Raw genomic sequence first — 20,647 nt, forward strand, 5'->3', positions numbered from 1 at the left:
GGATTCAGCGCACCGAGTACCCGACGAAGCGCCAGACGTTGTCCGAATCGAGAATGAACGTCACCATCTCGCGCGACGACTGACTGACCTGCGCGAACTGGGTATCGAACAGGATATTGAGGTACGCGCCGGCGGGCATGTTGCCGGAGCCGTCGTAGCGATAGTGCTTCACGCCCATCGGCATGCGCAGTCCCGGCGCACCGAGCGGCGAACGGTCGCGTGTGACTTTCTTCACGAAGTCGTCGCGGGAAATGATCTGCTTGGCGATGGGCGAAGCCTGATCCCACACGTCGCCCGCCTTGTTCTGATCGATCAGCCGGACGACGGCCGATGCGACCTGCGCGACATCCTGGTCCTGCTTGTCGAGCGCGGCCTGTTGCTCCTTCGTGAGCGGCCGGACGACCGCGGGTTGTTGCGGCTTTTGGGTTTGCTGAGTTTGCTGCGCCTGGCACGCGATGCTGGTCGAGGCCAGCACGAGCGCGGCCAGCGAGAGGATGATGCTTGATTTCATGTTGCGGACGACGGTCGTTTCTCTGGCGCCGATTGTATCGCCGTACGCGCTCCATACGGTAAGAAATACTTAGTTTCAGAATTTTGCACTTTGCTGGAACGGGTCGATCCAGCACACGTCTTGCTCCGCCATACAACGAACATCGCCCCATCGCTACCGCCGAGGATGAACATGCGACTCGTCGACTGGAACATTCAATGGGGACGCGGCACGGATGGCCGCGTCGATCTGGCGCGTATCGTCGCGGAAGCCAAAGCGCTGCATGACTTTGACATTCTCTGCCTGCAGGAAGTGACGCGCGGCTTTCACGAAAGCGAGCAGTCCGGCGGGCTCGCGGGGCGCCCGTCCGCCGATCAGTTCGCCGAGCTCGAAGCGCTGATTCCCGGCGCGACCGTCATCGATGGAATCGGCTCGGACCTGCCGCCGGTCGGCGCGGGCATCGCGCGCCGCCAGTTCGGCAACGCGATCGTGAGCCGTCTGCCGGTGCGGCAAGTGCTGCGTCATTCGCTGCCGTGGCCCGCCGATCCCGCGAAGCCGTCGATGCTGCGCGTCGCGCTCGAAGCCGTCATCGACACCGACGTCGGTCCCTTGCGTGTCATCAGCACGCATCTCGAGTTCTATTCGGAGACGCAACGGCTCGCGCAAGTCGCGCGTCTGCGCGCGCTGCATGCCGAAGCGTGCGCGCACGAACGTCAGCCCGCGAAGGCCGAAAGCCAGGCAAGCCCGTTCGCCGATACCGCGCGGCCCGTTTCCGCGATCGTCTGCGGCGACTTCAACAGCGCGTTCGACTCATCGGCGTATCGCGCGATGCTCGAACCCATCGCCGATGCACCCGCTTTTCATCGATGCATGGACATGCGCGCATCCGGACGAGCCGCGCGCGGCGACCGTCGGTCTGTACGATCACGACCAGTGGCCCGATGGCCCGTTCGCGTGCGACTTCATCTTCGTCACCGAAGACCTGAAGCCGCGCATCGCCGGATGCGACGCGGATCAGTCGAGCCGGTCATCGGATCATCAGCCGATGTGGCTCGAACTGCGCTAGACGCCCTCTTCGCGCGACAGCCCGTACAGCGCCTGCAACACCGCCGCTCGCGCCTGCCCGGCGATCATGCCGCGCCAGATATCGTCGTCGATGTAAAACGCCGCGCGAATCTGACGGCGAATCTCGGCCTTCAGCGCATCCGGCGCGTCCGGATGATGACGCACCCAGACGTCCGCGCGCAGCATGTCGAGCATGTCGGTGAGCGGCACGGTGCCGTACTCGATCGCGATCGATGCAATCGCCGCATGCGCGCACGTCTGCCGCAAGGTATCGAGCAAAGGCCCGGCGACATCCGCCGCGATCGACGTGCCGTCCGCCGGACTCGTCACGTCCGCGCCCCACCAGCGCCGCGCGCGCTCGACATCGCCGACGCAAATCTTCGCGCCGAAGCCGCTCGGCCCGAGTCCCGTGTGAAAATCGATCCAGCCGATCGCCGCGCACGTCTCGCCGTATTCCGCGAGCAGATTGCGCATCGTGCGCGTGCTCCACGCCGTTTCCGCGCCGCCGTAAAACATGCCTTGCGGATGCGTGTACTGGCCCGTCGTCACGGCTTGCTGATAGGCCCATTGCCCGCGCGTGTCGATATACGCGCGAATCGCCGCGACGTTCGCCTCGTCGGGCGGCCAGTTCGCGGGAATCAGCAAGTCGTGCAGTTCCGCGTAGCCCGCGTTCTGCGGCAGCGCGCCGCTGAAATCCACGCTGTTGCGATTCAGATCGACGTTGCCTTCCGTCGTGCGGCTCAGATACGAAAAGCCGTACGGATTGATCGCGTGGACGAGCAGCATCGCGACGCCGAGCTTCTCCATCAACGCGGGCAACACGTCGTCGCGCATCAACGCGATCTGCGCGCCCGAGCCGCAAAAGCCCTCGACGCCATGCGTCGCCGACGTGAGCACGAGCAGGCGCTTCGCATCGGCGGGACCGATTCGCACGACATCGGTGGCGAGCGTCTCGCCTTCCAGTCCATCGATGCCTTCGAGCACGCGTGTATCGACGGCGAGTTTTCGTGCGGCGGCCGTATCGAGAAATCTTCGTCGCGCCTCGCGATAAGTCGATGAAAACATGTCCGCCTCCTCAGACGCGCGCGAGAAACTTCTCGACGAGCCGCACCCAGTATGTGGAGCCGAGCGTGAGCACGTCGTCGTTGAAATCGTAGCTGCTGTTGTGCAGCATGCACGGTCCGATTCCGTGGCCGTGATCGCGATGCTCGCCCAGCCCGTTGCCGATATATCCATAGCAACCCGGCCGTTCCAGCAACATGAACGAGAAGTCTTCGGCGCCCATCGTCGGGTCGATGTTCGTATTGACGTTCTCCGCGCCGGCGACATCGCGCATCACGCCGAGCGCGAAATGCGTTTCGGCTTCCGTGTTCACCGTCGGCGGATAGTTGCGCACGAAACTCACTTCGGCCTTGCAACGATACGCCGCCGCCGTCGCCGCGACGATCTCCCTCATGCGCGTCTCGATCAGATCGAGCACGTCGACGGAAAACGTGCGCACGGTGCCCGCGAGCGTCGCGGTCGTCGGGATCGCGTTGATCGCGTGGCCCGCCTGCATGCGCGTGATGGAGAGCACGGCGGCATCGATCGGCCGCTTGTTGCGCGTCACGATGCTCTGCAAACCCGTGCCGATCTGCAGCGCCGTGAACACGGGATCGATGCCGTCGTGCGGAATCGCCGCATGCGCGCCCACGCCTTCGATGCGGATCTCGAACTCGTTGCTCGATGCCTGCGTCGCCCCGACGCGCGCGCCGAATTCGCCCGCCGGCATGCCAGGCCAGTTGTGCAGCGCGAACACGGCATCGACGGGAAAACGCTCGAACAGGCCGTCTTCGATCATCGCTTTCGCGCCGCCGCCGCCCTCTTCGGCGGGCTGGAAGATGAAGACGACGGTGCCGTCGAAGTCGCGATGCTTCGAGAGATAGTGCGCCGCGCCGAGCAGCATCGCGGTGTGTCCGTCGTGGCCGCACGCATGCATCTTGTTCTCGTGACGCGACGCATGCGCGAAGGTGTTCAGCTCGGGAATGGGCAGCGCGTCCATGTCGGCGCGCAGGCCGATCGCGCGCGTGCTCGCGCCTTTCTTCAACACGCCGACGACGCCCGTCTTGCCGAGCCCGCGCGTCACTTCGATATCCCAGCTTTCGAGCTTTTGCGCGACGAGTTCAGCCGTGCGCGCTTCTTCGTAGCACAGTTCGGGATGCGCGTGGATATCGCGGCGAATGGCCTGAATCTCGTCGCGCGCTTCTGCGATCTCGGGAATGATCGACATGCTTTCCTCTTGTTCGATGATGGACCGAAGCATTGTCGACGGCCGGAATTCACAGCGAAAGCTGATATTTCTTGTCCGTGACTTAAGGAAAGCTTTAGCTTTCCTGCGGCGCGATGGCGCCATGCGAACGCATGCGGATGCGTTCCTGCACGATGCTCATCACCGCGTGCCGATCATGAATCTTGCGCTCCAGCATGCCGACGACACGGCGCGGCGTATTCTTCGCGAGCGGCATCACGCGCAAGGCCGGATCGCTTGCCCAAGAGCCGTATTCGAGCAGCGGCACGACGGAAACGCCCGCATCCTGCCGCACGAGCTCGACGATCACTTCGAGCGAATTCAGTTCGAGAAACTCGTTCACCGCGAGCCGGTTGTGCTTCAACGCGCGCTCGATCAGCGCGCCCGTGCGTTGCGCCCTATCGAAACGCAGAAACGGTCGGCTTGCGAGCATCTCCGCGGCACTCGATGCAGCAGCGCCCGGCGAACCGATCGCGACGAGCGGCTCCGAATAAAGCGGCGTCCAGTTGAGACTCGCCGGCGTTTTGCCCGCCATTTCGACGATCACCGCCGCATCGATCTCGCCCGCCTCCACTTGCGGCGCGAGCGCGAGCGCCTTGCCGGTGAAGAGCCGCACATCGAGCCGCGGATATTGACCTTTCAGTTCGGTGACGACGGACGCGAGCGCGCCCATCGCCGAATCGACCGCGCCGATGGACACCGAGCCGGCGATTTCATCGTCGAGACCGGTGAGACGCATGCTGTCGTACAACGCGACGATGCGCTCCGCCTGCGGCAACACCTGCTTGCCGATGCTCGTCAGCCGGTTGGTGCGGCCGACGCGATCGAAAAGGGGCCGCTTCAGATCGTCTTCGAGCGATTGCATCTGCATGCTCACCGCGGCCTGCGTGAGCGCAACCTTTTCGGCGGCGGCGGCGAACGAGCCGTAACGCGCGACGGCAATAAACGTGCGCAAAAAACGGATATTGCTCATGGTGCCTTCGGGAAACCCCTGACGGTTAGATCAGGTTTCCTTGAGTGTCAGTTCAGAAATTCTATATTTTCTTATTTCAACTCGGCGTAATGTTTGCGTGTTGCAGCGGCTCGCGCGTCCGCGCGAAACGAGCCAACTAGAAAAGCGGATGTCGTCGCACCTGATCAATCGCCCCACGCAAACGGAGTGCATTCGATGAGCACCGTACTACCTGCAGCTCACGCGGCCGAGCAGAACGCCGCGATCAACCTGTCCGGCCGACGAGCCATCGTGGTATCGACCATCGGCAACGCGCTCGAATGGTTCGACTTCATGGTCTACGGCTTCTTTGCCGTCATCATCGCCAAGCTGTATTTTCCCGCAACGAATCCCACCATCTCATTGCTCGCGACCTGGGCCACGTTCGGCGTCGGCTTTCTGACGCGTCCGCTCGGCGGCATCGTGCTGGGCGCGGTCGCGGATCGCGTCGGACGCAAATCGGCGCTGACGCTCACGATCTCGCTGATGGCGGTCGGCATCGCGATCATCGCGTTCGCGCCGACGTATGCGGCCATCGGCGTCGCCGCGCCCTTGCTGATGCTGCTCGGCCGATTGATCCAGGGTTTTTCCGCGGGCGGCGAAGTGGGCTGCGCGACGGCGTTTCTCGTCGAATATGCGCCCGCCAACAAGCGCGGCTACTTCGGCAGTTTCCAGATGGTCGCGCAGGCCGCCGCGAGTCTCGCGGGCTCGTTTTTCGGCGCGGTGCTCACGCGCACGCTGAGTCCCGAGCATCTGAATAGCTGGGGCTGGCGCGTGCCGTTCGTGATCGGTCTCTTGATCGTGCCGGTCGGTTTGTATCTGCGCTCGAAGCTCGATGAATCGCCGGTGTTCGTCGAGAAGGCGCAGAAGAACGAGCTGTCCTCGCGCCCGATCCGCGACACCGCCACGAAACACTGGATGCCCGTGCTCGCGGGCTTCGGCCTCACGGTATTCGGCACCATCGGCACGTACATCTTCCTGCTGTATCTGCCGACGCACGCGACGCGCGTGCTGCACATGGCGCTCACCGACGGCCTCATCAGCTCGACCATCGGCGCGCTCGTGTATCTCGTCTGCTGCCCGATCTTCGGCCGGCTGTCGGACCGCATCGGCCGCAAGAAGCTGATGGCGACCGCGCTCGGGTTGTCGCTCGTGACCGCGTATCCGATCTTCGCCGTGCTCACCGCGCATCCGAGTTTGCCGATGCTGATCGTCTGCCAGGCGATATTGATGACCTACCTTGGCATATTCCAGGGCTGCTATCCGGCGTTCATCTCGGAGCTGCTTCCGTCGAGCGTGCGTTCGACGGGCATCTCGGTGAGCTACAACGTCGCGGTGATGATTTTCGGCGGCTTCGCGCCGGCCATCGTGCAATGGCTCACGATGACCACGGGCGACCCGCTTTCGATCTGCTACTACGTGATCTTCGGCAGCGCGGTCGCGCTCGTGACGATCTTGCCGCTGCGCGACCGCTACAGCGAGGCGCTGCGCTAGGCTGATGCAGCGTTTCTGCATCGCGTTTGCAAAGGAAGGAAAATGGGCGGCCCGCCGGAAGATCCGCGCACTTAAGTCTAATTTAAGGAAGCGCGCTTAGTCTGAAGTCTGACCGACCCACCCTCCTTCTGGCCGCGCAAGCGGCCGTTTTTTTTGGAGCGACGCGATGCAGATGATTCTCCGCATGGTTCTGATCCTCGTCGTGCTCGTCCTCTTCACGACGGTCGGCGTGTTCCTCCTTTCCCTTTTCGCGCGCGGTCTGCTCACGCATTGATGCGTTTCGATCGCGACGGGCACGCTTCGTGCGCCAGCAGCATCGCATGACCGCGCCAGCTTTCGGCAGAGAAAGTTTTGCGGCGGATGCCTATACTGGCTGAGTGTCGTCTTTCGCCGCATCGCCGGCGCTCGAAGGTCCTGCGCCCGCTGCGCAGACCCTTTTTCGCTGCCTTTCTTCCGCGCCACTGGCGCGCGACACGCTTCGCCGCATCCTCGCCTCTCTCACGCTGTGCCGCTTCATCGCCGCATTCGTGCAGCAGCTTGCTGCGCAATTCCAGGAGATTGCCCGATGCCACAACGTCATACCCCCCAATCGAAAACCACGCACGCCGATACACCCAACAAGACGCTGCAAGCCAAAGCTGCCGACGACTCGACCGTCACCTTCACGATGTCCGTGAATGGCCAGAGCGAAACGCTTTCCCTCGACTCCCGCACGACCTTATTAGATGCATTGCGCGAGCATCTTCATCTGACCGGCACGAAGAAAGGCTGCGATCACGGCCAATGCGGCGCATGCACCGTTCATGTGAACGGACGCCGCGTGAACTCGTGTCTGTGCTTCGCCGCCGCGTGCGAGGGCGATACGATCACGACGATCGAAGGCATCGGCGAAGTGGAAGCGCTGCATCCGTTGCAGGCTGCGTTCGTCGAATGCGACGGCTATCAGTGCGGCTACTGTACGGCCGGTCAGTTGATGTCGGCGGTGGCGCTGCTCGATGAACCCATCGGCCCGAACGACGACGACGTACGCGAAGCAATGAGCGGCAACCTGTGCCGCTGCGGCGCGTATCAGAACATCGTCAGCGCGATCCAGTCGGTGCGCGCGACGAAGCCGTCGTCGAAATAAGGAGAGCGACATGGACAGGTTTCAGCTCTCCCGCGCGCGCGACATGCGCGACGCGATCAATGCCGGCGCGCTCGCGCATACCGCGCAGCAAGGCGCGGAAGTGCGCTTTCTCGCGGGCGGCACGACCTTGCTCGACCTGATGAAGCTGAACGTCGAGCGGCCGATGCGCGTCGTCGATATCAGCCGCCTGCCGCTCGACAAGATCGAGGAAACGAAGGACGGCGGCGTGCATATCGGCGCGACTTCGCGTAACTCCGATCTCGCGCATCATCCGCTCATCCGCGATCGCTATGCGGTGCTGTCGCAAGCGCTGCTCGCGGGCGCGTCCGTGCAGTTGCGCAACATGGCGACGACGGGCGGCAACCTCCTGCAGCGCACGCGTTGCGTCTATTTCCGCGATACGACTTCGCCGTGCAACAAGCGCGAGCCGGGCAGCGGCTGCTCCGCGATTCAGGGCTTCAATCGCATGATGGCGATCATGGGCACGAGCGAATCGTGCATCGCGAGCAATCCGTCGGATATGTGCGTCGCGTTGCAGGCGCTCGAAGCGACGATTCACGTCGAAGGCACGGGCGGCAAGCGCGCGATTCCCATCGACGAATTCTTCCTGCTGCCGGGCACGACGCCCGATCGCGAGAACGTGCTCGATGCCGGCGATCTCGTCACGCACGTCACATTGCCGCCGCCGGTCGAAGGCGCGCGCTCGGCTTATCTGAAGCTGCGCGACCGCGCGTCGTACGAGTTCGCGCTGGCGTCGGCGGGCGTGGTGATCGGCGTGAAGGACGGGCGCATCGAGCATGCGCGCGTGGGACTGGGTGGCGTCGGCACGAAGCCGTGGCGCTCGCGCGAAGCGGAGAAGGAGCTGATGAACGCATCGCCCGAGGAGGCCACGTTCCGACGCGCCGCCGATGCCGCCCACGCCGACGCCAAGCCGCAAAGCGAGAATGGCTTCAAGGTCGAGCTATCGACGCGCTGCATCGTGCATGCGCTCAAGATGGTTACCACGCAAACTTCGTGAGGATCGCTAAATGTCCACGGCGCCCGATATCAAACCGTCCGCGTTCATCGGACGGCCCCAGTCGCGCATCGACGGACCGCTGAAGGTTTGCGGCCGCGCGACTTATACCTCTGACGTCGATCTGCCCGGCATGCTGTACGCCGTGCCGGTCGGCAGCACCATCGCGAGCGGCAAGATCACGTCGCTCGAATTCGCCGCCGCGCAAGCCATGCCCGGCGTCAAGCTGATTCTTCATCGCGGCAATATCGGCCGCTTCTATCGCATCGCCGGCAATTCGATCGATACCGGTTTCGTCGATGAGAATCGCCCGCCTTTCGAAGACGATGTGATTCGCTATTACGGGCAATACGTTGCGCTCGTCGTCGCGGAAACGTTCGAGACGGCGAGCGCCGCGGCCGCCTCGATCAAGGTCAGTTATGACAAGACGCCGCACGATGTGAGCGCGAAGCTCGATGCCGGCAAGAAGCTCGAAGTGCACAGCGAACGCGGCGATCCCGACAAGGCGTTCGACGATGCGCCCGTGAAGATCGACGAGAACTATGTGACGCCCGTCGAAACGCATAACCCGATCGAGCTGCACGCGACCATCGCGCACTGGAACGGCGAGAGCTACACGTTCTATGAGACGAGCCAGGCCGTCGCGAATCACCAGGGCGCGCTGATGCAGATGATGGGCCTGCCCAAAGAGAAGGTCCGCGTGATCTCGCGCTATCTCGGCTCGGGCTTCGGCGGCAAGCTGTGGATGTGGCCGCATTCGCTGCTCGCCGCCGCCGCGACGCGGCAACTGGAACGCCCGGTCAAGCTCGTGCTCTCGCGCAAGATGATGTTCCAGAACGTCGGGCACAGGCCGACGACGCAGCAGCGCGTGCGGCTCGCGGCGACGCCCGATGGCAAGCTCGTGTCGTTGCAGCATGACTTCGTGAATCACGCGGCCATCGCCGACGATTACGTGGAAGACTGCGGCGAAGCGACGCCGTCGATGTACAGCACGCCCAACCTGCGCGTGACGGGCGGCACGGTCAAGCGCAACGTCGGCTCGCCGACTTCGATGCGCGGCCCCGGCGCGGTGCCCGGCCTCTTCGCACTCGAATCGGCGATGGACGAGCTGGCCATCGCGTTGAAGATCGATCCGGTCGAACTGCGCTTGCGCAATGAACCCAAGGTCGATGAAAGCAGCGGTTTGCCGTTTTCGTCGCGGCACTTTGTCGAATGCCTGAAGACGGGCGCGGAGAAGTTCGGCTGGTCGAAGCGCACGCCGGAAGTCGGCTCAATGAAGCGCGACGGTCTCACGCTCGGCTGGGGCGTGGGCGCGTGCAGCTGGCCGGGCTTGCGTTTTTCGGCGGATGCGACCGTCGATCTGCGCGCGGACGGCACGGCGCGCGTCGCGTGCGGGACGCAGGATATCGGCACGGGCACGTACACGATCCTCGCGCAGATCGTCGCGGAGCATACGGGCATCGCGCTCGACAAGATCGAAGTCGGCCTCGGCGATACCGCGTTGCCGCTCGGTCCGGTGTCGGGTGGATCGGCGGCGACGGCATCGGTGATTCCGGCGGTATCGGATGCGGTGCGCGCGGCCATCAAGACGCTGCTCGCGCGCGCGGCGAAGATCGAGGGATCGCCGTTCGCCGGCGCGAAGGCCGAAGAACTCGCGATGAGCGGCGGCCATGTGCATCGCAAGAACGAAGCGCCGGAGCGCGGCGTGCCGTTCGCGCGCATTCTCGATGCGGCGAAACTACACGCGGCATCGGGCAGCGGCAGCGCGAAAGGCGGCTTCGACGATCCGCTCAAGAAGAAGTGGTCGATTCACTCGTTCGGTGCGCACTTCGCCGAGGTGACGTGGGAGCCGGCGACCGCGCGCCTGCGCGTGAGCCGCGTCGTGACCGTGATCGATGCGGGCAAGATCCTGAACCCGCGCGCGGGGCGCAATCAGATCGAAGGCGCGGTCGTGATGGGCGTCGGCATGGCGCTTTTCGAGCACACGGTCTACGACGAACGAAGCGGCGCGCCGGTGAACAGCAGCCTCGCGGATTACGTCGTCGCGACCAATGCCGATACGCCGAAGATGGACGTCACCTTCCTCGATTATCCCGATACGATCTTCAACGAGCTGGGCGCGCGCGGTATCGCGGAGATCGGGTTGGCGGGGATCGCGGCGGCCATCACGGGCGCGGTGTATCACGCGACGGGCGTGCGGGTGAGGAAGCTGCCGGTGATGATCGAGGATCTATTGAAGGCCTGACGTCGATCTCGTTGCGTGGTTCTCGCGGCCCGGCCTTCGCGCGGTTTGTCAGCGCAAACGCCGGGCCGATTCAAATTCGTATAATGACGCGCGCAGCGAATCGGATGGCGAATCGCTTATTCATCGGGAAACGAATTGAAAGACCACAACGCGAAGCCGCTGACAGAGCGCGAACTCGATCGTCTGGAAGCCTTGCTCGATTCCTTCGGCGATGAAGCGATGACCCTCGAGATGGTCGATGGTTTTTTCGCTGCGCTGATTTGCGGCCCTGAACTCGTTCCGCCGCACGAATGGCTTCCCGCGGTGCTTGGAGGAACCGTTGCTCCGGCGAACGAAAAGAATGCCGAGACGACGCTGCAACTGCTGATCCGTCACTGGAACACCATTGCGGACGATCTCGAAGTCACCCTGCACGAAGACGCTGTCTATTTGCCCGTGCTGTCGCTCGACGAAGAAGACGGCATCGCGCACGCCAACGAATGGGCGGAAGGCTTCATGGCGGGCATCGAGATGCGCCACGAAAGCTGGAACGCGCTGCTCGACGACGATGAGCAAGCGGAAGCGTTGCTTCCGGTCTTGCTGCTGTATCACGAGGACGATCCCGACCCGGAGCTTCGGAGCGACCCGGAAGCGTTCGAAGATCGCGACACGATCATTCAGGAGATGATCGCGGAACTGACTTATATCTATCGCTACTTCGAGCCGCATCGGAAGGAGAACGCGATGCGCGACGCACCCGCGCCGATACGGCGGACAAGCGAAAAGGTCGGCAGAAACGAGCCGTGCCCGTGCGGCAACGGGCGCAAATACAAGCATTGCTGCGGGGCGAATGTTTCTACGTAAGATTTGAACGGCGGGCGGCGAAAACGCTATGCTAGACTGGATTTTCAGCCTGATTCCGACTGTGCATGACATTGGAACGCTCACCCGCAAAAGCCATGAAGCCATCCGCCGCCCTGCAAGCTCATCGTGAAGAGATTCGTCGGATCGTCGAAGCGCATCACGCGTCGAATGCACGCGTCTTCGGTTCTGTCGCTCGCGGAGAAGATACCGACGAAAGCGACCTCGACTTACTCATCGACCCATCGCCGGATACGACTCTCTTTGATCTCGGCGCAATCCGGCACAAGCTGCGAAGCTTGCTCGGCGTTCCAGTTGATGTGCTGACTTCAGGCGCGATTCCCGATCGCAGGCGCGATGCCATTCTTGGAGGCGCCGTGCCCGTATGAGTCGCGACGATTTGGTTCTGGCTGAATAACTGGGGCACCGCCGGGATGGACCAAACGGCCTTTCTAGGCAATGAGCTCGTTTCAAGACGCCGTCATCCGCAACTTCGAAATCGTCGGGGAGGCAAGCCGGAACGTCGGCGAGTACTATCCTGTGTTCGCGGCGGCGCATCGGGACGTCGACTTTTCTTCCGCGTATGAAATGCGGAACGTACTTGCGCACGGCTATCGCCAGATCCACTCACTGATCGCAACGTTGGATGATTGATTCGCAACATCAGCTGCTACCTCGGATCGCCCCGCTTCAAACGCGCGTACACGCAGGCACACCGCTTGCATGCGCCCGCCTCTTCGCCCCTCCCCCAAGACGCGCTACCATAAGCACCAGCCCATTCCCCAAAACCCCTGTGTAGCAGCAATCTCAGCCGGAGTGCCCATGAACGACATGATCAAACAACACGGCCTGCAGGTCGACGCGAGTCTCGCGAAGTTCGTCGATGAAGAAGCCATCCCCGGCACGGGCGTCGATAGTGCGTCCTTCTGGAAGGGATTCGATGCCATCGTCCACGATCTCGCGCCGAAGAACCGCGCGCTGCTCGCCGAGCGCGACCGCCTTCAGACCGAGCTGGACAACTGGCATCGCAGCAATCCCGGCCCGGTGCGCGATCCGCGCGCCTATCGCAAGTTTCTCGAAGAGATCGGCTATATCGTGCCCTCGCCCGCGCACGTCCAGGCGAGCACCGCCAATGTCGATCGCGAGATCGCCGAGCAGGCCGGTCCGCAACTCGTCGTGCCGCTGTCCAACCTGCGCTATGCGCTCAACGCCGCCAACGCGCGCTGGGGCAGCCTCTACGATGCGCTCTACGGCACCGATGCCATCGACGAAAACGACGGCGCCGAACGCACCGCGCAGTTCAATCCGAAGCGCGGCGCGAAGGTCATCGCCTATGCGCGCGCCTTCCTCGACGACAACGCGCCGCTTGACCACGGCTCGCACGCCGACGCGACCAAATACAGCGTCGAGCAAGGCAAGCTCGTCGTCGCGCTGAAAGACGGCAGCAAGAGCGGCCTCGCGAACGCCGAACAGTTCGCGGGCTATCAGGGCGACGCGAAAGAACCGTCCGCCATTCTGCTCAAGCACAACGACCTGCACTTCGAGATTCAGATCGACGCGAGCAACTTCATCGGCAAGACGGATTCGGCGCACGTGAAAGACGTGCTGATGGAAGCGGCCGTGAGCACGATCATCGACTGCGAAGATTCGGTCGCGGCCGTCGATGCCGCCGACAAGACGCAGCTCTATCGCAACTGGCTCGGCCTGATGCAAGGTCATCTCGCGGAACAGGTGACGAAGAACGGCAAGACCTTCACGCGCGCGATGAACCCGGATCGCGAATACACCGCGCCCGATGGCGCAAAGACGCTCAAGCTGCACGGACGTTCGCTCCTCTTCGTGCGCAACGTCGGCCATCTGATGACGAATCCCGCCGTGCTCGACCGCGACGGCAACGAGATTCCCGAAGGCATCCTCGACGCCGTGATGACCGTGCTCGGCTCGATGCACGATCTCAGGAACAAGATGAACTCGCGCACGGGTTCCATCTATATCGTGAAGCCGAAGATGCACGGTCCCGCCGAAGTGGCGTTCGCAGACGAACTCTTCTCGCGCGTCGAAGATCTGCTCGGCCTGCCGCGTCACACGATCAAGATGGGCATCATGGACGAGGAACGCCGCACGAGCGTGAACCTCAAGGCGTGTATCGCGGCGGCGGGCGCGCGCGTCGCGTTCATCAACACGGGCTTCCTGGATCGCACCGGCGATGAAATGCATTCGTCGATGGAAGCCGGCCCGATGATGCGCAAGGGCGACATGAAGTCGTCGAAGTGGATCAGCGCGTATGAGCGCAGCAACGTGCTCGTCGGCCTGAACACGGGCTTGCGCGGTCGCGCGCAGATCGGCAAGGGCATGTGGGCGATGCCCGATCTGATGCATGCGATGCTCGAACAGAAGATCGCGCATCCGAAGGCAGGCGCGAACACCGCATGGGTGCCCTCGCCCACGGCGGCCACGCTGCACGCGCTGCACTATCACATGGTCGACGTGCAGCAGGTTCAGCAGGAACTTGAAAGCATCGACTACGACGGCCAGAAGAACGAACTGCTCGATGGCCTGCTGACGATTCCGGTCGTCGACAAGCCGTCATGGTCGGAAGAGGACATCAAGAACGAGATCGAGAACAACGCGCAGGGCATTCTCGGCTATGTCGTGCGCTGGGTCGATCAGGGCGTGGGCTGCTCGAAGGTGCCGGACATTCACGATGTCGGCCTGATGGAAGATCGCGCGACGCTGCGCATTTCGAGCCAGCACATCGCGAACTGGCTGCGTCACGGCATCGTCACGGAAGAGCAGGTGCGCGCCACGCTCGAACGCATGGCTGCGGTCGTCGACAAGCAGAATGAAGCCGATCCGACCTATCGCCCGATGTCGCCCGCGTTCGACAGCTCGTTCGCGTTCAAGGCCGCGTGCGCGCTCGTCTTCGAAGGACGCACGCAACCGAGCGGTTATACGGAACCGCTGCTGCACAAGTTCCGTCTCGCCGCGAAGCAATCGATGTAATTCGCATAAGCGCGCGCACGCGAAGCGGCGTGCGTGCGCTGTCCGCGCTGCTTATTTCTGCTCCGACCAGAGCTTGCCCGCGGTCGCCCAGTTCTCGCGCTTCACGTCCGTCAGGATGATGTCCACCGAACCCGGCTCGCAGCCGAGCGTCTCGCAAGTCGTGCGCGTGATCGCCTCGACGAACTTGCGCTTCTCTTCCGCCGTGCGGCCTTCGAACAGTTGAATGTTGAATGTCGGCATTTGCGTTGATCTCCTTTTGAGTTGAATTCAGTCTCGATAGGTCGCGTCGATACGATCGAGCTTGCGCAATAGCGACGGCCATTCGAGCGCGCCTTCGACCGCATCGTCGTCATGCAATTGCGCCGCGGTGCGCGTGACGATTTCCGGCGTCGGCACGATCATCTTGCCCACGCCCGCAAGCGCGCGAAGCTGAATATCGCATGCCTTGACGAGCATATCCATCAGCACATAAGCCTCGGCGATGGTGCGCCCGAGCGTCAGCGGACCATGATTGCGCAGCAGCATCGCGCGATGCGCGCCGAGACTCTTCACGAGCCGCTCGCCTTCCGCCGGCGAGAACGCGAGCCCTTCGTAATCGTGATACGCGAGATGCCCGTGAAAGCGCATCGCGTGTTGCGACGCGGGCAGCAGGCCATGCGGTTGCGTCGATACCGCGATCGCCTCGCGCACGTGCAGATGCATCACGCACACGGCATCCTCGCGCGCGGCATGCACGGCGCCGTGCAACGCGAAGCCCGTCGCGTTCACCGGATGCGCGCTCTCGCCGATCACGTTGCCATCGATATCGATCTTCACGAGATTGCTCGCCGTGACTTCATCGAACGAAAGCCCGAACGGATTGATGAGAAAGCGCCCCGGCTCGCCGGGCACGCTCGCCGAGATATGCGTGTAGACGACATCGTCCCAGCCGTTGAGCGCGACGAGCCTGTACGCGGCGGCGAGATCGACGCGCGCGACCTGTTCGGCGGCCGAGCGCGGTCCGCTTTCGGCGATCCTGCGCTCAGGCGTGTGGGTGAACGACATGCGAGTCTCCTTGTTTCGATGATCCGGACAGGCGCCGCTCCAGCACGATCACCGCCCACGACGCGAGCACGAACGGCGCGGTCAACGCGGCGATGCCGGCGCAATCGATCATGCGCTCGATCAACACCGCCGCGACGATCGCGACGAGCGCATAGCGCTTGCCGAGCGGCGCGGCTGCGAGCGCGGCAAGCGCCGCATTGAAGCCGCACGCGCCCGAGAGCACGACGGCGTCGTTGGCGCCGCCGAGCGCATGCAGCATCGCGCCGAGTGCGCTGCCCGCGAGCGCCCAGCCCGCCTGCGAGGGACGCGACGCGAACAAGCCCGCCGCGATCAACGCGCCCGCGAGCGCGCCGGTCGCGAACGTGATCGGCGCGAGACCCGCGAAGGCGGCTTCGAGCATCGGAACGAAACCGGCGGCGACTTGCGGAATCGCGCCTGTATCGCCGCGCTCGGCCAGCAGCGGCAGCCAGCACCAGGTGACGATGATGGCGGGGCTCGAAAAGACCGGCAACCGGTAGCGCGCGAGAATGCGGGTGAGTTTGCTGGCGAGAAAGGTGGCGAACATCGCTGCGACGATCGCGACGGCTGCGGCCTGCGATGCATCGCCGATGAACGTGAACGCGGCCAGCGCCGCGAGCGCGCCGTTGAAGCCGTAGAGATCGTCGCGAAGCGCGGGTGCGCCGTCATCCTCGATGATCACGCTGATGACATTGCCCGTCAGCGTGCCGATCAGCAGCCCGCACGCGAGGCGCGGACTCGCGCACAGGACGGCGAGAAACAGCAGCGCACCGGTCGCGGCATTGCGCTGAAGCACGATCTGCCCGATCGCGCGGGCGAAACTGCGGAGTTGACTGCCGAAGGCGGCGTGGGAATGGAGAGCGGAAGACATGCTGAGCGGCAACGGCACGGGAAGCCGCCAGCATAAAGCAGCCGGCGCGCGCCGTGCGACGGCGGACCGAATAACCTGTATGTGGCTTGAAGCAGAAGGCGCGACGAGCGTCGCGCCGGAGGAGGCCGTAGCTTAGTTGAACGCCATCGGGACCAGCGGCGTCGGCTCGCCGACACCCGGGTTCGCCATCGACAGATCCGAACTCAATTTGACGATTTCCGCGACGTTTTCGCGGAAATTCGGGTGCTTTTCCCAGGTGATGTAGCTCGCGTCCATGACGGCGGACAGCGTGAGCAAGGCGAAAGCGATTTTTTCGAGCACTTCGTAGCGTTGGCGCATGATCTGTTCCTAAAACTTTGCGACATTGTAACAGACTTAAGGGTTTTCCCCTAAGCGTATGTTGCAATGCCGCAAATCGCCCGTCACTACTGCGGTTGCGCTCCGGCCCTCTTTCACATCGACGCTTCGAGCATCGCCTTGTAATCCGCGCTCGATGCGTCGCGCGGATTCGTCTTATGACTGTGATCTTTCAGCGCGCCGGCGATGATGCGCGGGAACATTTCGCGCGTCACGCCGAGTTCCGCCAGGCCGCGCGGCAAGCCGAGCGTCGCGGTCATCGAGCGCACCGCTTCGCCGACTTCGTTGCCGGACTTCAGGCCCATCGCCTGCGCGATGCGGTCGAGTTTGCCCTCTTCGTGCATCGTCGGCGCGCTGCTGTTGAATGCGATCACCGCCGGCAGAAAGATCGCGTTGAGCGTGCCGTGATGCAGTTTCGGATTGATGCCGCCGAGCGAGTGACTCAGGCTGTGCACGCACCCGAGCCCTTTCTGAAACGCGAGCGCGCCCTGCATCGATGCGCTCATCATGTTCCAGCGCGCGGCGCGGTCCGAGCCGTCGCGCGTGGCCCGTTCGATGTGACGCCACGCGCGCCACAGACCATCGAGCGCGATGCCATCGGCGGGCGCGTTGAACGCGGGCGCCATGAACGTTTCGAGGCAATGCGCGATGGCGTCCATGCCGGTTGCGGCGGTGAGCATCGGCGGCAGACCGAGCGTCAGTTCCGGGTCGCAGATCGCGACTTTCGGCACGACATGCGGCGAGATCACGCCGACCTTGCGGCCATCGTCGAGAATCAGGATCGCGCCGCGGCCTACTTCGCTGCCGGTGCCGGCGGTCGTCGGAATGGCGATGACGGGCGCGGTCTTCGCCGTGATGCGCGCAAGCCCGCCTTCGATCACCGCGAAGCTTTGCAGCGGACCGTCGTGCGTCGCGCACACGGCGACGCCCTTGGCGAGATCGATCGACGAGCCGCCGCCGGCCGCGATCACGCCATCGCACTGATGTTCCTTGTACATGGCCACCGCTGCGCGCACGGCGGCTTCGTTCGGATTGGGCGGCGTCGCATCGAAGACGGGCGCGGGCGACGATGAACCGAGCGCATCGATTACTTTATCGAGCAGGCCTGCCGCGCGGATGCCGGCATCGGTCACGATCAGCGGACGGCGAATGCCGATGCGTTCGCACTCGCTCGCAAGCAGGCGCACCGCGCCGAAGTCGAATTGAATTTGCGTGATGTAATTGATGAGGGACATGAGTGTCTGGGGGAGGGTCGGTGCCGTCAGTATAAGAGCGCGCGCCGTCGTGCGTTTTTTTCAACGCTTTAACTGCAATGCTGCTGGGCGTCGCGCACCCTGAAATGCACGAGCGTCTGCCCGATTGCGCTCGGGCAACCGCGCGAGCGCAGCGTGTCGCACGCCTGCGCACGCGCTTCGGGCGTGCGTTCCTGCGAAGGCACGTCGAGACCGTCGTCCTCGTCCGCGCGATAGATGTTCTCGAGGCTTTGCCGCCGGCATGCATCGCTCGACGCATTGCGCACCATGCGCGCGATGGAGCCCATCGGCTGACGCACCGCGTCCTGCTGCGGCAGGTGTGCGCGAACCCGATTGCATGGTTTTCGCGCGTTTTTGGGTCATCGGCGGCGTCGCTAAAGTTTCAATGCGAACGACCGTTATCCGATCTGTGGTCGGCTCTATCGCGAGACCGGACCGCCGCCAAAAAACCGATATGGACCAACTTACAGAGGTGTTCACCCTGCCGCGCGGACGTGCGGCCACGTGGTTGCTGCACGCGGGAGCCGATATTCCCCGCGCGATCCGCGTCGCCCTCGTCGGGAGCCTGTTCGGCACGCTGCCGATCTTCGCGGGCGGCGTGCTGAATACCGTTGCCGTCGCGTGGGTGCTGGCTCGCAGGCATCCGACGGCCGCGTTTCATATCTGGCTCGCGCTCGAAATCGCCGTGTGTCTCATGCGGCTCGTCGTGCTCGTCGTTGCCCGCCGCCGCGCGCGCGAACGCAAATCCACGCCGACCGATACCTACGTGCTGCTCGCGCCGCTGTGGGGCGCGACGGTCGGCTACGGCGCGCTGGTCTCCGTGCTATCAGGCGACTGGATCGCCGCGACGCTCTCGTTTTTATCCGCGGCCGCGATGGTCGGCGGCATCTGCTTCCGCAATTTCGGCGCGCCGCGGCTCGTCGCGGTGATGATTTTTCTGTCGCTCGGGCCGTGCTGCATTGGCGCAGTGCTCGCGGGCGAGCCGACGCTCTGGCTCACCGTGCTGCAAATCCCCTTTTATCTTTTCGCGATGAGCGCCGCCGCGTGGCGCCTGAACGGCATGCTCGTTTCGACGATGAAAGCCGAGCAGGAAAACGACCGCCGCGCGCGTCACGACGAACTGACCGGCCTGCTCAACCGCGCCGGGCTCTTCCAGGCGGTGCGTTCGCGCGAGCCCGGACACGCGCGCGACAGTGCGCGCACGGCGCTGCTCTATCTCGATCTCGACCGCTTCAAGGCCGTCAACGATGCGCACGGTCACGAAGTCGGCGACACGCTGCTCGCGCTGGTCGCGCGGCGTTTGCGGCATGTGTCGGGCGAAGGATCGCTGGTTGCGCGGCTCGGCGGCGACGAATTCGTGATCGTCACGCCGCCGCAGGCCGAACCGCTCGCGCTCGCGGATGTCATCGTGCGCGAACTGTCGAAGCCCTTTCTCACCGATGCCGGCGTGATGCTCGACATCGGCGTGAGCATCGGCGTTGCGCGGTTCGATCATCATCACGATGAACTCGACGGCGTCCTGCGCGATGCCGACAACGCGCTCTACGAAGCCAAGCGCGCGGGCAAGAGTCGCTGGGTATCGGCGGCGGTGCGCGAACCGGCCGGGCTCGTCGCCTGAAGCGTCAGCCGTTCAGCGCTTCGCTCAGACTCTTCGCTTCTTTCGCGAAACGCTGCCGTTCTTCGCCATGCAGACGATCGTCGCCGGGCAGATCGACGGTGAGCGGGTCCATCGCGACATCGTCGACGTGCACTTCGTAGTGCAGATGCGGCCCCGTCGCCCAGCCAGTTTCGCCGACATAGCCGATCACCTGCCCGCGCTTCACCGTGCCGCCGTTCCTGATGCCCTTCGCGAAGCGCGACAGATGCGCGTACACGGTGGAGTACGGCGGCGGATTCTCGAGCATGATGACCTTGCCGTATCCCGTTTGCCTGCCGACGAAAGTCACCTTGCCTTGCGCCGTCGCATGCACGGGCGTGCCGATGGGCGCGGCGAGATCGACGCCATCGTGACTCTGCCAGCGATGGACGACCGGATCGAACCTGCGCAACGAGAAGTCAGACGATACGCGCGTGAACACGACTGGATAACGCGAGAACGCGGGCTTTGTGCTCTTGCCGTCCTTCGAGTAGTAGCGCGGTTCGCCTTCCGGATCGCGATACAGAAACACGTCGTGCGACGATGAACCCGTCGTCAGCCGCACGGCGAGCGGCTCGTCGTGCGCGGTCTGGCCGCCTTGCGGACGATCGTAGATGACGCTGAGCGTGTCGCCCTTTTTGAGATCGCGGCGCATGTCGACGCTGCTGCCGAAGGCTTCGGTAAGCGTCGCGATCGTGCTCTGGCCCAGGCCCAGACTCTGCGCGGCGTCGGAGAATGTCTGATCGACGGTCGCGCTTTCGGTCGTGCGCGCCGGCGGTGGGGGCGGTGACGTCGATGCGGGCTGGACGGGCGCTGCGCGTTGCCGGAGCGACACGGCGGGCGCGTCGTCCTTGTCGGCGGACGGCGCATGCGGCCGATGCACCGCGTTGCAGATCACGACAGTGCACACGG

Annotated in this window: 20 protein-coding genes and 2 pseudogenes; 10 read left to right on the forward strand and 12 right to left on the reverse strand. The window is 63.9% G+C overall.

Features of this window, described 5'->3' with window-relative positions:
• Positions 1–4: 4 nt before the first annotated feature.
• Positions 5–511: a DUF4019 domain-containing protein gene (locus AWB76_RS07830; RefSeq protein WP_061159568.1), complete on the reverse strand. Its 507-nt coding sequence runs from the start codon at positions 509–511 to the stop codon at positions 5–7.
• Between the two features lie 171 nt (positions 512–682).
• On the opposite strand from AWB76_RS07830, the pseudogene AWB76_RS41510 reads away from it, so the two are divergent.
• A pseudogene (locus tag AWB76_RS41510) lies at positions 683–1,556 on the forward strand (endonuclease/exonuclease/phosphatase family protein).
• Here AWB76_RS41510 and AWB76_RS41515 read toward each other — a convergent pair.
• The 3 genes from AWB76_RS41515 to AWB76_RS07850 all read right to left on the reverse strand — a co-directional run bounded on the left by AWB76_RS41515 (position 1,553) and on the right by AWB76_RS07850 (position 4,815).
• Positions 1,553–2,620 (reverse strand): M14 family metallopeptidase, encoded by a 1,068-nt coding sequence (locus tag AWB76_RS41515; RefSeq protein ID WP_061159569.1) that lies wholly within the window; start codon positions 2,618–2,620, stop codon positions 1,553–1,555. The pseudogene AWB76_RS41510 and the gene AWB76_RS41515 sit on opposite strands and share 4 nt — an antisense overlap.
• 10 nt (positions 2,621–2,630) lie before the next feature.
• Entirely contained in the window at positions 2,631–3,824 is a 1,194-nt protein-coding gene (locus AWB76_RS07845; RefSeq protein WP_061159832.1) for a M20 aminoacylase family protein, read from the reverse strand.
• A 94-nt stretch (positions 3,825–3,918) separates the two neighbouring features.
• The gene (locus tag AWB76_RS07850) at positions 3,919–4,815 is read right to left on the reverse strand and encodes a LysR substrate-binding domain-containing protein (protein ID WP_061159570.1); all 897 of its coding nucleotides are present in this window, start codon (positions 4,813–4,815) and stop codon (positions 3,919–3,921) included.
• Between the two features lie 195 nt (positions 4,816–5,010).
• Between AWB76_RS07850 and AWB76_RS07855 the strand changes: the two genes are divergently transcribed.
• Positions 5,011–6,327, forward strand: coding sequence for an MFS transporter (locus tag AWB76_RS07855; protein WP_061159571.1), 1,317 nt, complete (start codon positions 5,011–5,013; stop codon positions 6,325–6,327).
• Positions 6,328–6,590: 263 nt separating this feature from the next.
• Here AWB76_RS07855 and AWB76_RS07860 read toward each other — a convergent pair whose 3' ends face one another.
• The gene (locus AWB76_RS07860) at positions 6,591–6,899 is read right to left on the reverse strand and encodes a hypothetical protein (RefSeq protein WP_157696078.1); all 309 of its coding nucleotides are present in this window, start codon (positions 6,897–6,899) and stop codon (positions 6,591–6,593) included.
• Between AWB76_RS07860 and AWB76_RS07865 the strand changes: the two genes are divergently transcribed.
• From AWB76_RS07865 to AWB76_RS07890, 7 genes are all read left to right on the forward strand, one after another.
• Positions 6,893–7,453 (forward strand): (2Fe-2S)-binding protein, encoded by a 561-nt coding sequence (locus AWB76_RS07865; protein ID WP_061159573.1) that lies wholly within the window; start codon positions 6,893–6,895, stop codon positions 7,451–7,453. The two genes, AWB76_RS07860 and AWB76_RS07865, sit on opposite strands and share 7 nt — an antisense overlap.
• 10 nt (positions 7,454–7,463) lie before the next feature.
• Positions 7,464–8,471, forward strand: a complete 1,008-nt coding sequence (locus AWB76_RS07870; protein ID WP_061159574.1) for an FAD binding domain-containing protein — start codon at positions 7,464–7,466, stop codon at positions 8,469–8,471.
• Between the two features lie 10 nt (positions 8,472–8,481).
• Positions 8,482–10,713 (forward strand): xanthine dehydrogenase family protein molybdopterin-binding subunit, encoded by a 2,232-nt coding sequence (locus AWB76_RS07875; RefSeq protein ID WP_061159575.1) that lies wholly within the window; start codon positions 8,482–8,484, stop codon positions 10,711–10,713.
• A gap of 135 nt (positions 10,714–10,848) precedes the next feature.
• Positions 10,849–11,556, forward strand: a complete 708-nt coding sequence (locus AWB76_RS07880) for a UPF0149 family protein (protein ID WP_061159576.1) — start codon at positions 10,849–10,851, stop codon at positions 11,554–11,556.
• Between the two features lie 95 nt (positions 11,557–11,651).
• Positions 11,652–11,942: a nucleotidyltransferase family protein gene (locus tag AWB76_RS38945; RefSeq protein WP_074171301.1), complete on the forward strand. Its 291-nt coding sequence runs from the start codon at positions 11,652–11,654 to the stop codon at positions 11,940–11,942.
• A 70-nt stretch (positions 11,943–12,012) separates the two neighbouring features.
• Positions 12,013–12,207: a HepT-like ribonuclease domain-containing protein gene (locus AWB76_RS07885; RefSeq protein WP_061159577.1), complete on the forward strand. Its 195-nt coding sequence runs from the start codon at positions 12,013–12,015 to the stop codon at positions 12,205–12,207.
• A gap of 168 nt (positions 12,208–12,375) precedes the next feature.
• Entirely contained in the window at positions 12,376–14,556 is a 2,181-nt protein-coding gene (locus tag AWB76_RS07890) for a malate synthase G (RefSeq protein WP_061159578.1), read from the forward strand.
• A gap of 51 nt (positions 14,557–14,607) precedes the next feature.
• Here the strand turns inward: AWB76_RS07890 and AWB76_RS07895 are convergent, their stop codons facing one another.
• From AWB76_RS07895 to AWB76_RS07920, 6 genes and pseudogenes are all read right to left on the reverse strand, one after another.
• Positions 14,608–14,796: a 4-oxalocrotonate tautomerase gene (locus AWB76_RS07895; RefSeq protein ID WP_061159579.1), complete on the reverse strand. Its 189-nt coding sequence runs from the start codon at positions 14,794–14,796 to the stop codon at positions 14,608–14,610.
• Between the two features lie 27 nt (positions 14,797–14,823).
• Complete coding sequence (locus AWB76_RS07900; RefSeq protein WP_061159580.1) at positions 14,824–15,600, reverse strand: class II aldolase/adducin family protein; 777 nt, start codon at positions 15,598–15,600, stop codon at positions 14,824–14,826.
• Positions 15,578–16,489 carry an urea transporter gene (locus AWB76_RS07905; RefSeq protein ID WP_061159581.1) on the reverse strand — a complete coding sequence of 304 codons (912 nt, stop codon included), beginning with the start codon at positions 16,487–16,489 and terminating at the stop codon, positions 15,578–15,580. Before AWB76_RS07905 ends, AWB76_RS07900 begins: the two co-directional genes overlap by 23 nt.
• Positions 16,490–16,621: 132 nt before the next feature.
• Complete coding sequence (locus tag AWB76_RS07910; RefSeq protein WP_061159582.1) at positions 16,622–16,828, reverse strand: hypothetical protein; 207 nt, start codon at positions 16,826–16,828, stop codon at positions 16,622–16,624.
• 113 nt (positions 16,829–16,941) lie between these two features.
• Positions 16,942–18,081, reverse strand: coding sequence for a 4-hydroxybutyrate dehydrogenase (gene gbd, locus AWB76_RS07915; protein WP_061159583.1), 1,140 nt, complete (start codon positions 18,079–18,081; stop codon positions 16,942–16,944).
• Positions 18,082–18,155: 74 nt separating this feature from the next.
• Positions 18,156–18,413: pseudogene (locus AWB76_RS07920) on the reverse strand (RNA polymerase factor sigma-70); the annotation flags it as partial.
• 140 nt (positions 18,414–18,553) lie between these two features.
• On the opposite strand from AWB76_RS07920, the gene AWB76_RS07925 reads away from it, so the two are divergent.
• The gene (locus AWB76_RS07925) at positions 18,554–19,717 is read left to right on the forward strand and encodes a GGDEF domain-containing protein (protein ID WP_061159585.1); all 1,164 of its coding nucleotides are present in this window, start codon (positions 18,554–18,556) and stop codon (positions 19,715–19,717) included.
• Between the two features lie 4 nt (positions 19,718–19,721).
• Here AWB76_RS07925 and AWB76_RS07930 read toward each other — a convergent pair whose 3' ends face one another.
• Positions 19,722–20,645: a peptidoglycan DD-metalloendopeptidase family protein gene (locus AWB76_RS07930; RefSeq protein ID WP_244173260.1), complete on the reverse strand. Its 924-nt coding sequence runs from the start codon at positions 20,643–20,645 to the stop codon at positions 19,722–19,724.
• Positions 20,646–20,647 lie beyond the last annotated feature (2 nt).

Source organism: Caballeronia temeraria, from assembly GCF_001544795.2.
Lineage (GTDB): Bacteria > Pseudomonadota > Gammaproteobacteria > Burkholderiales > Burkholderiaceae > Caballeronia > Caballeronia temeraria.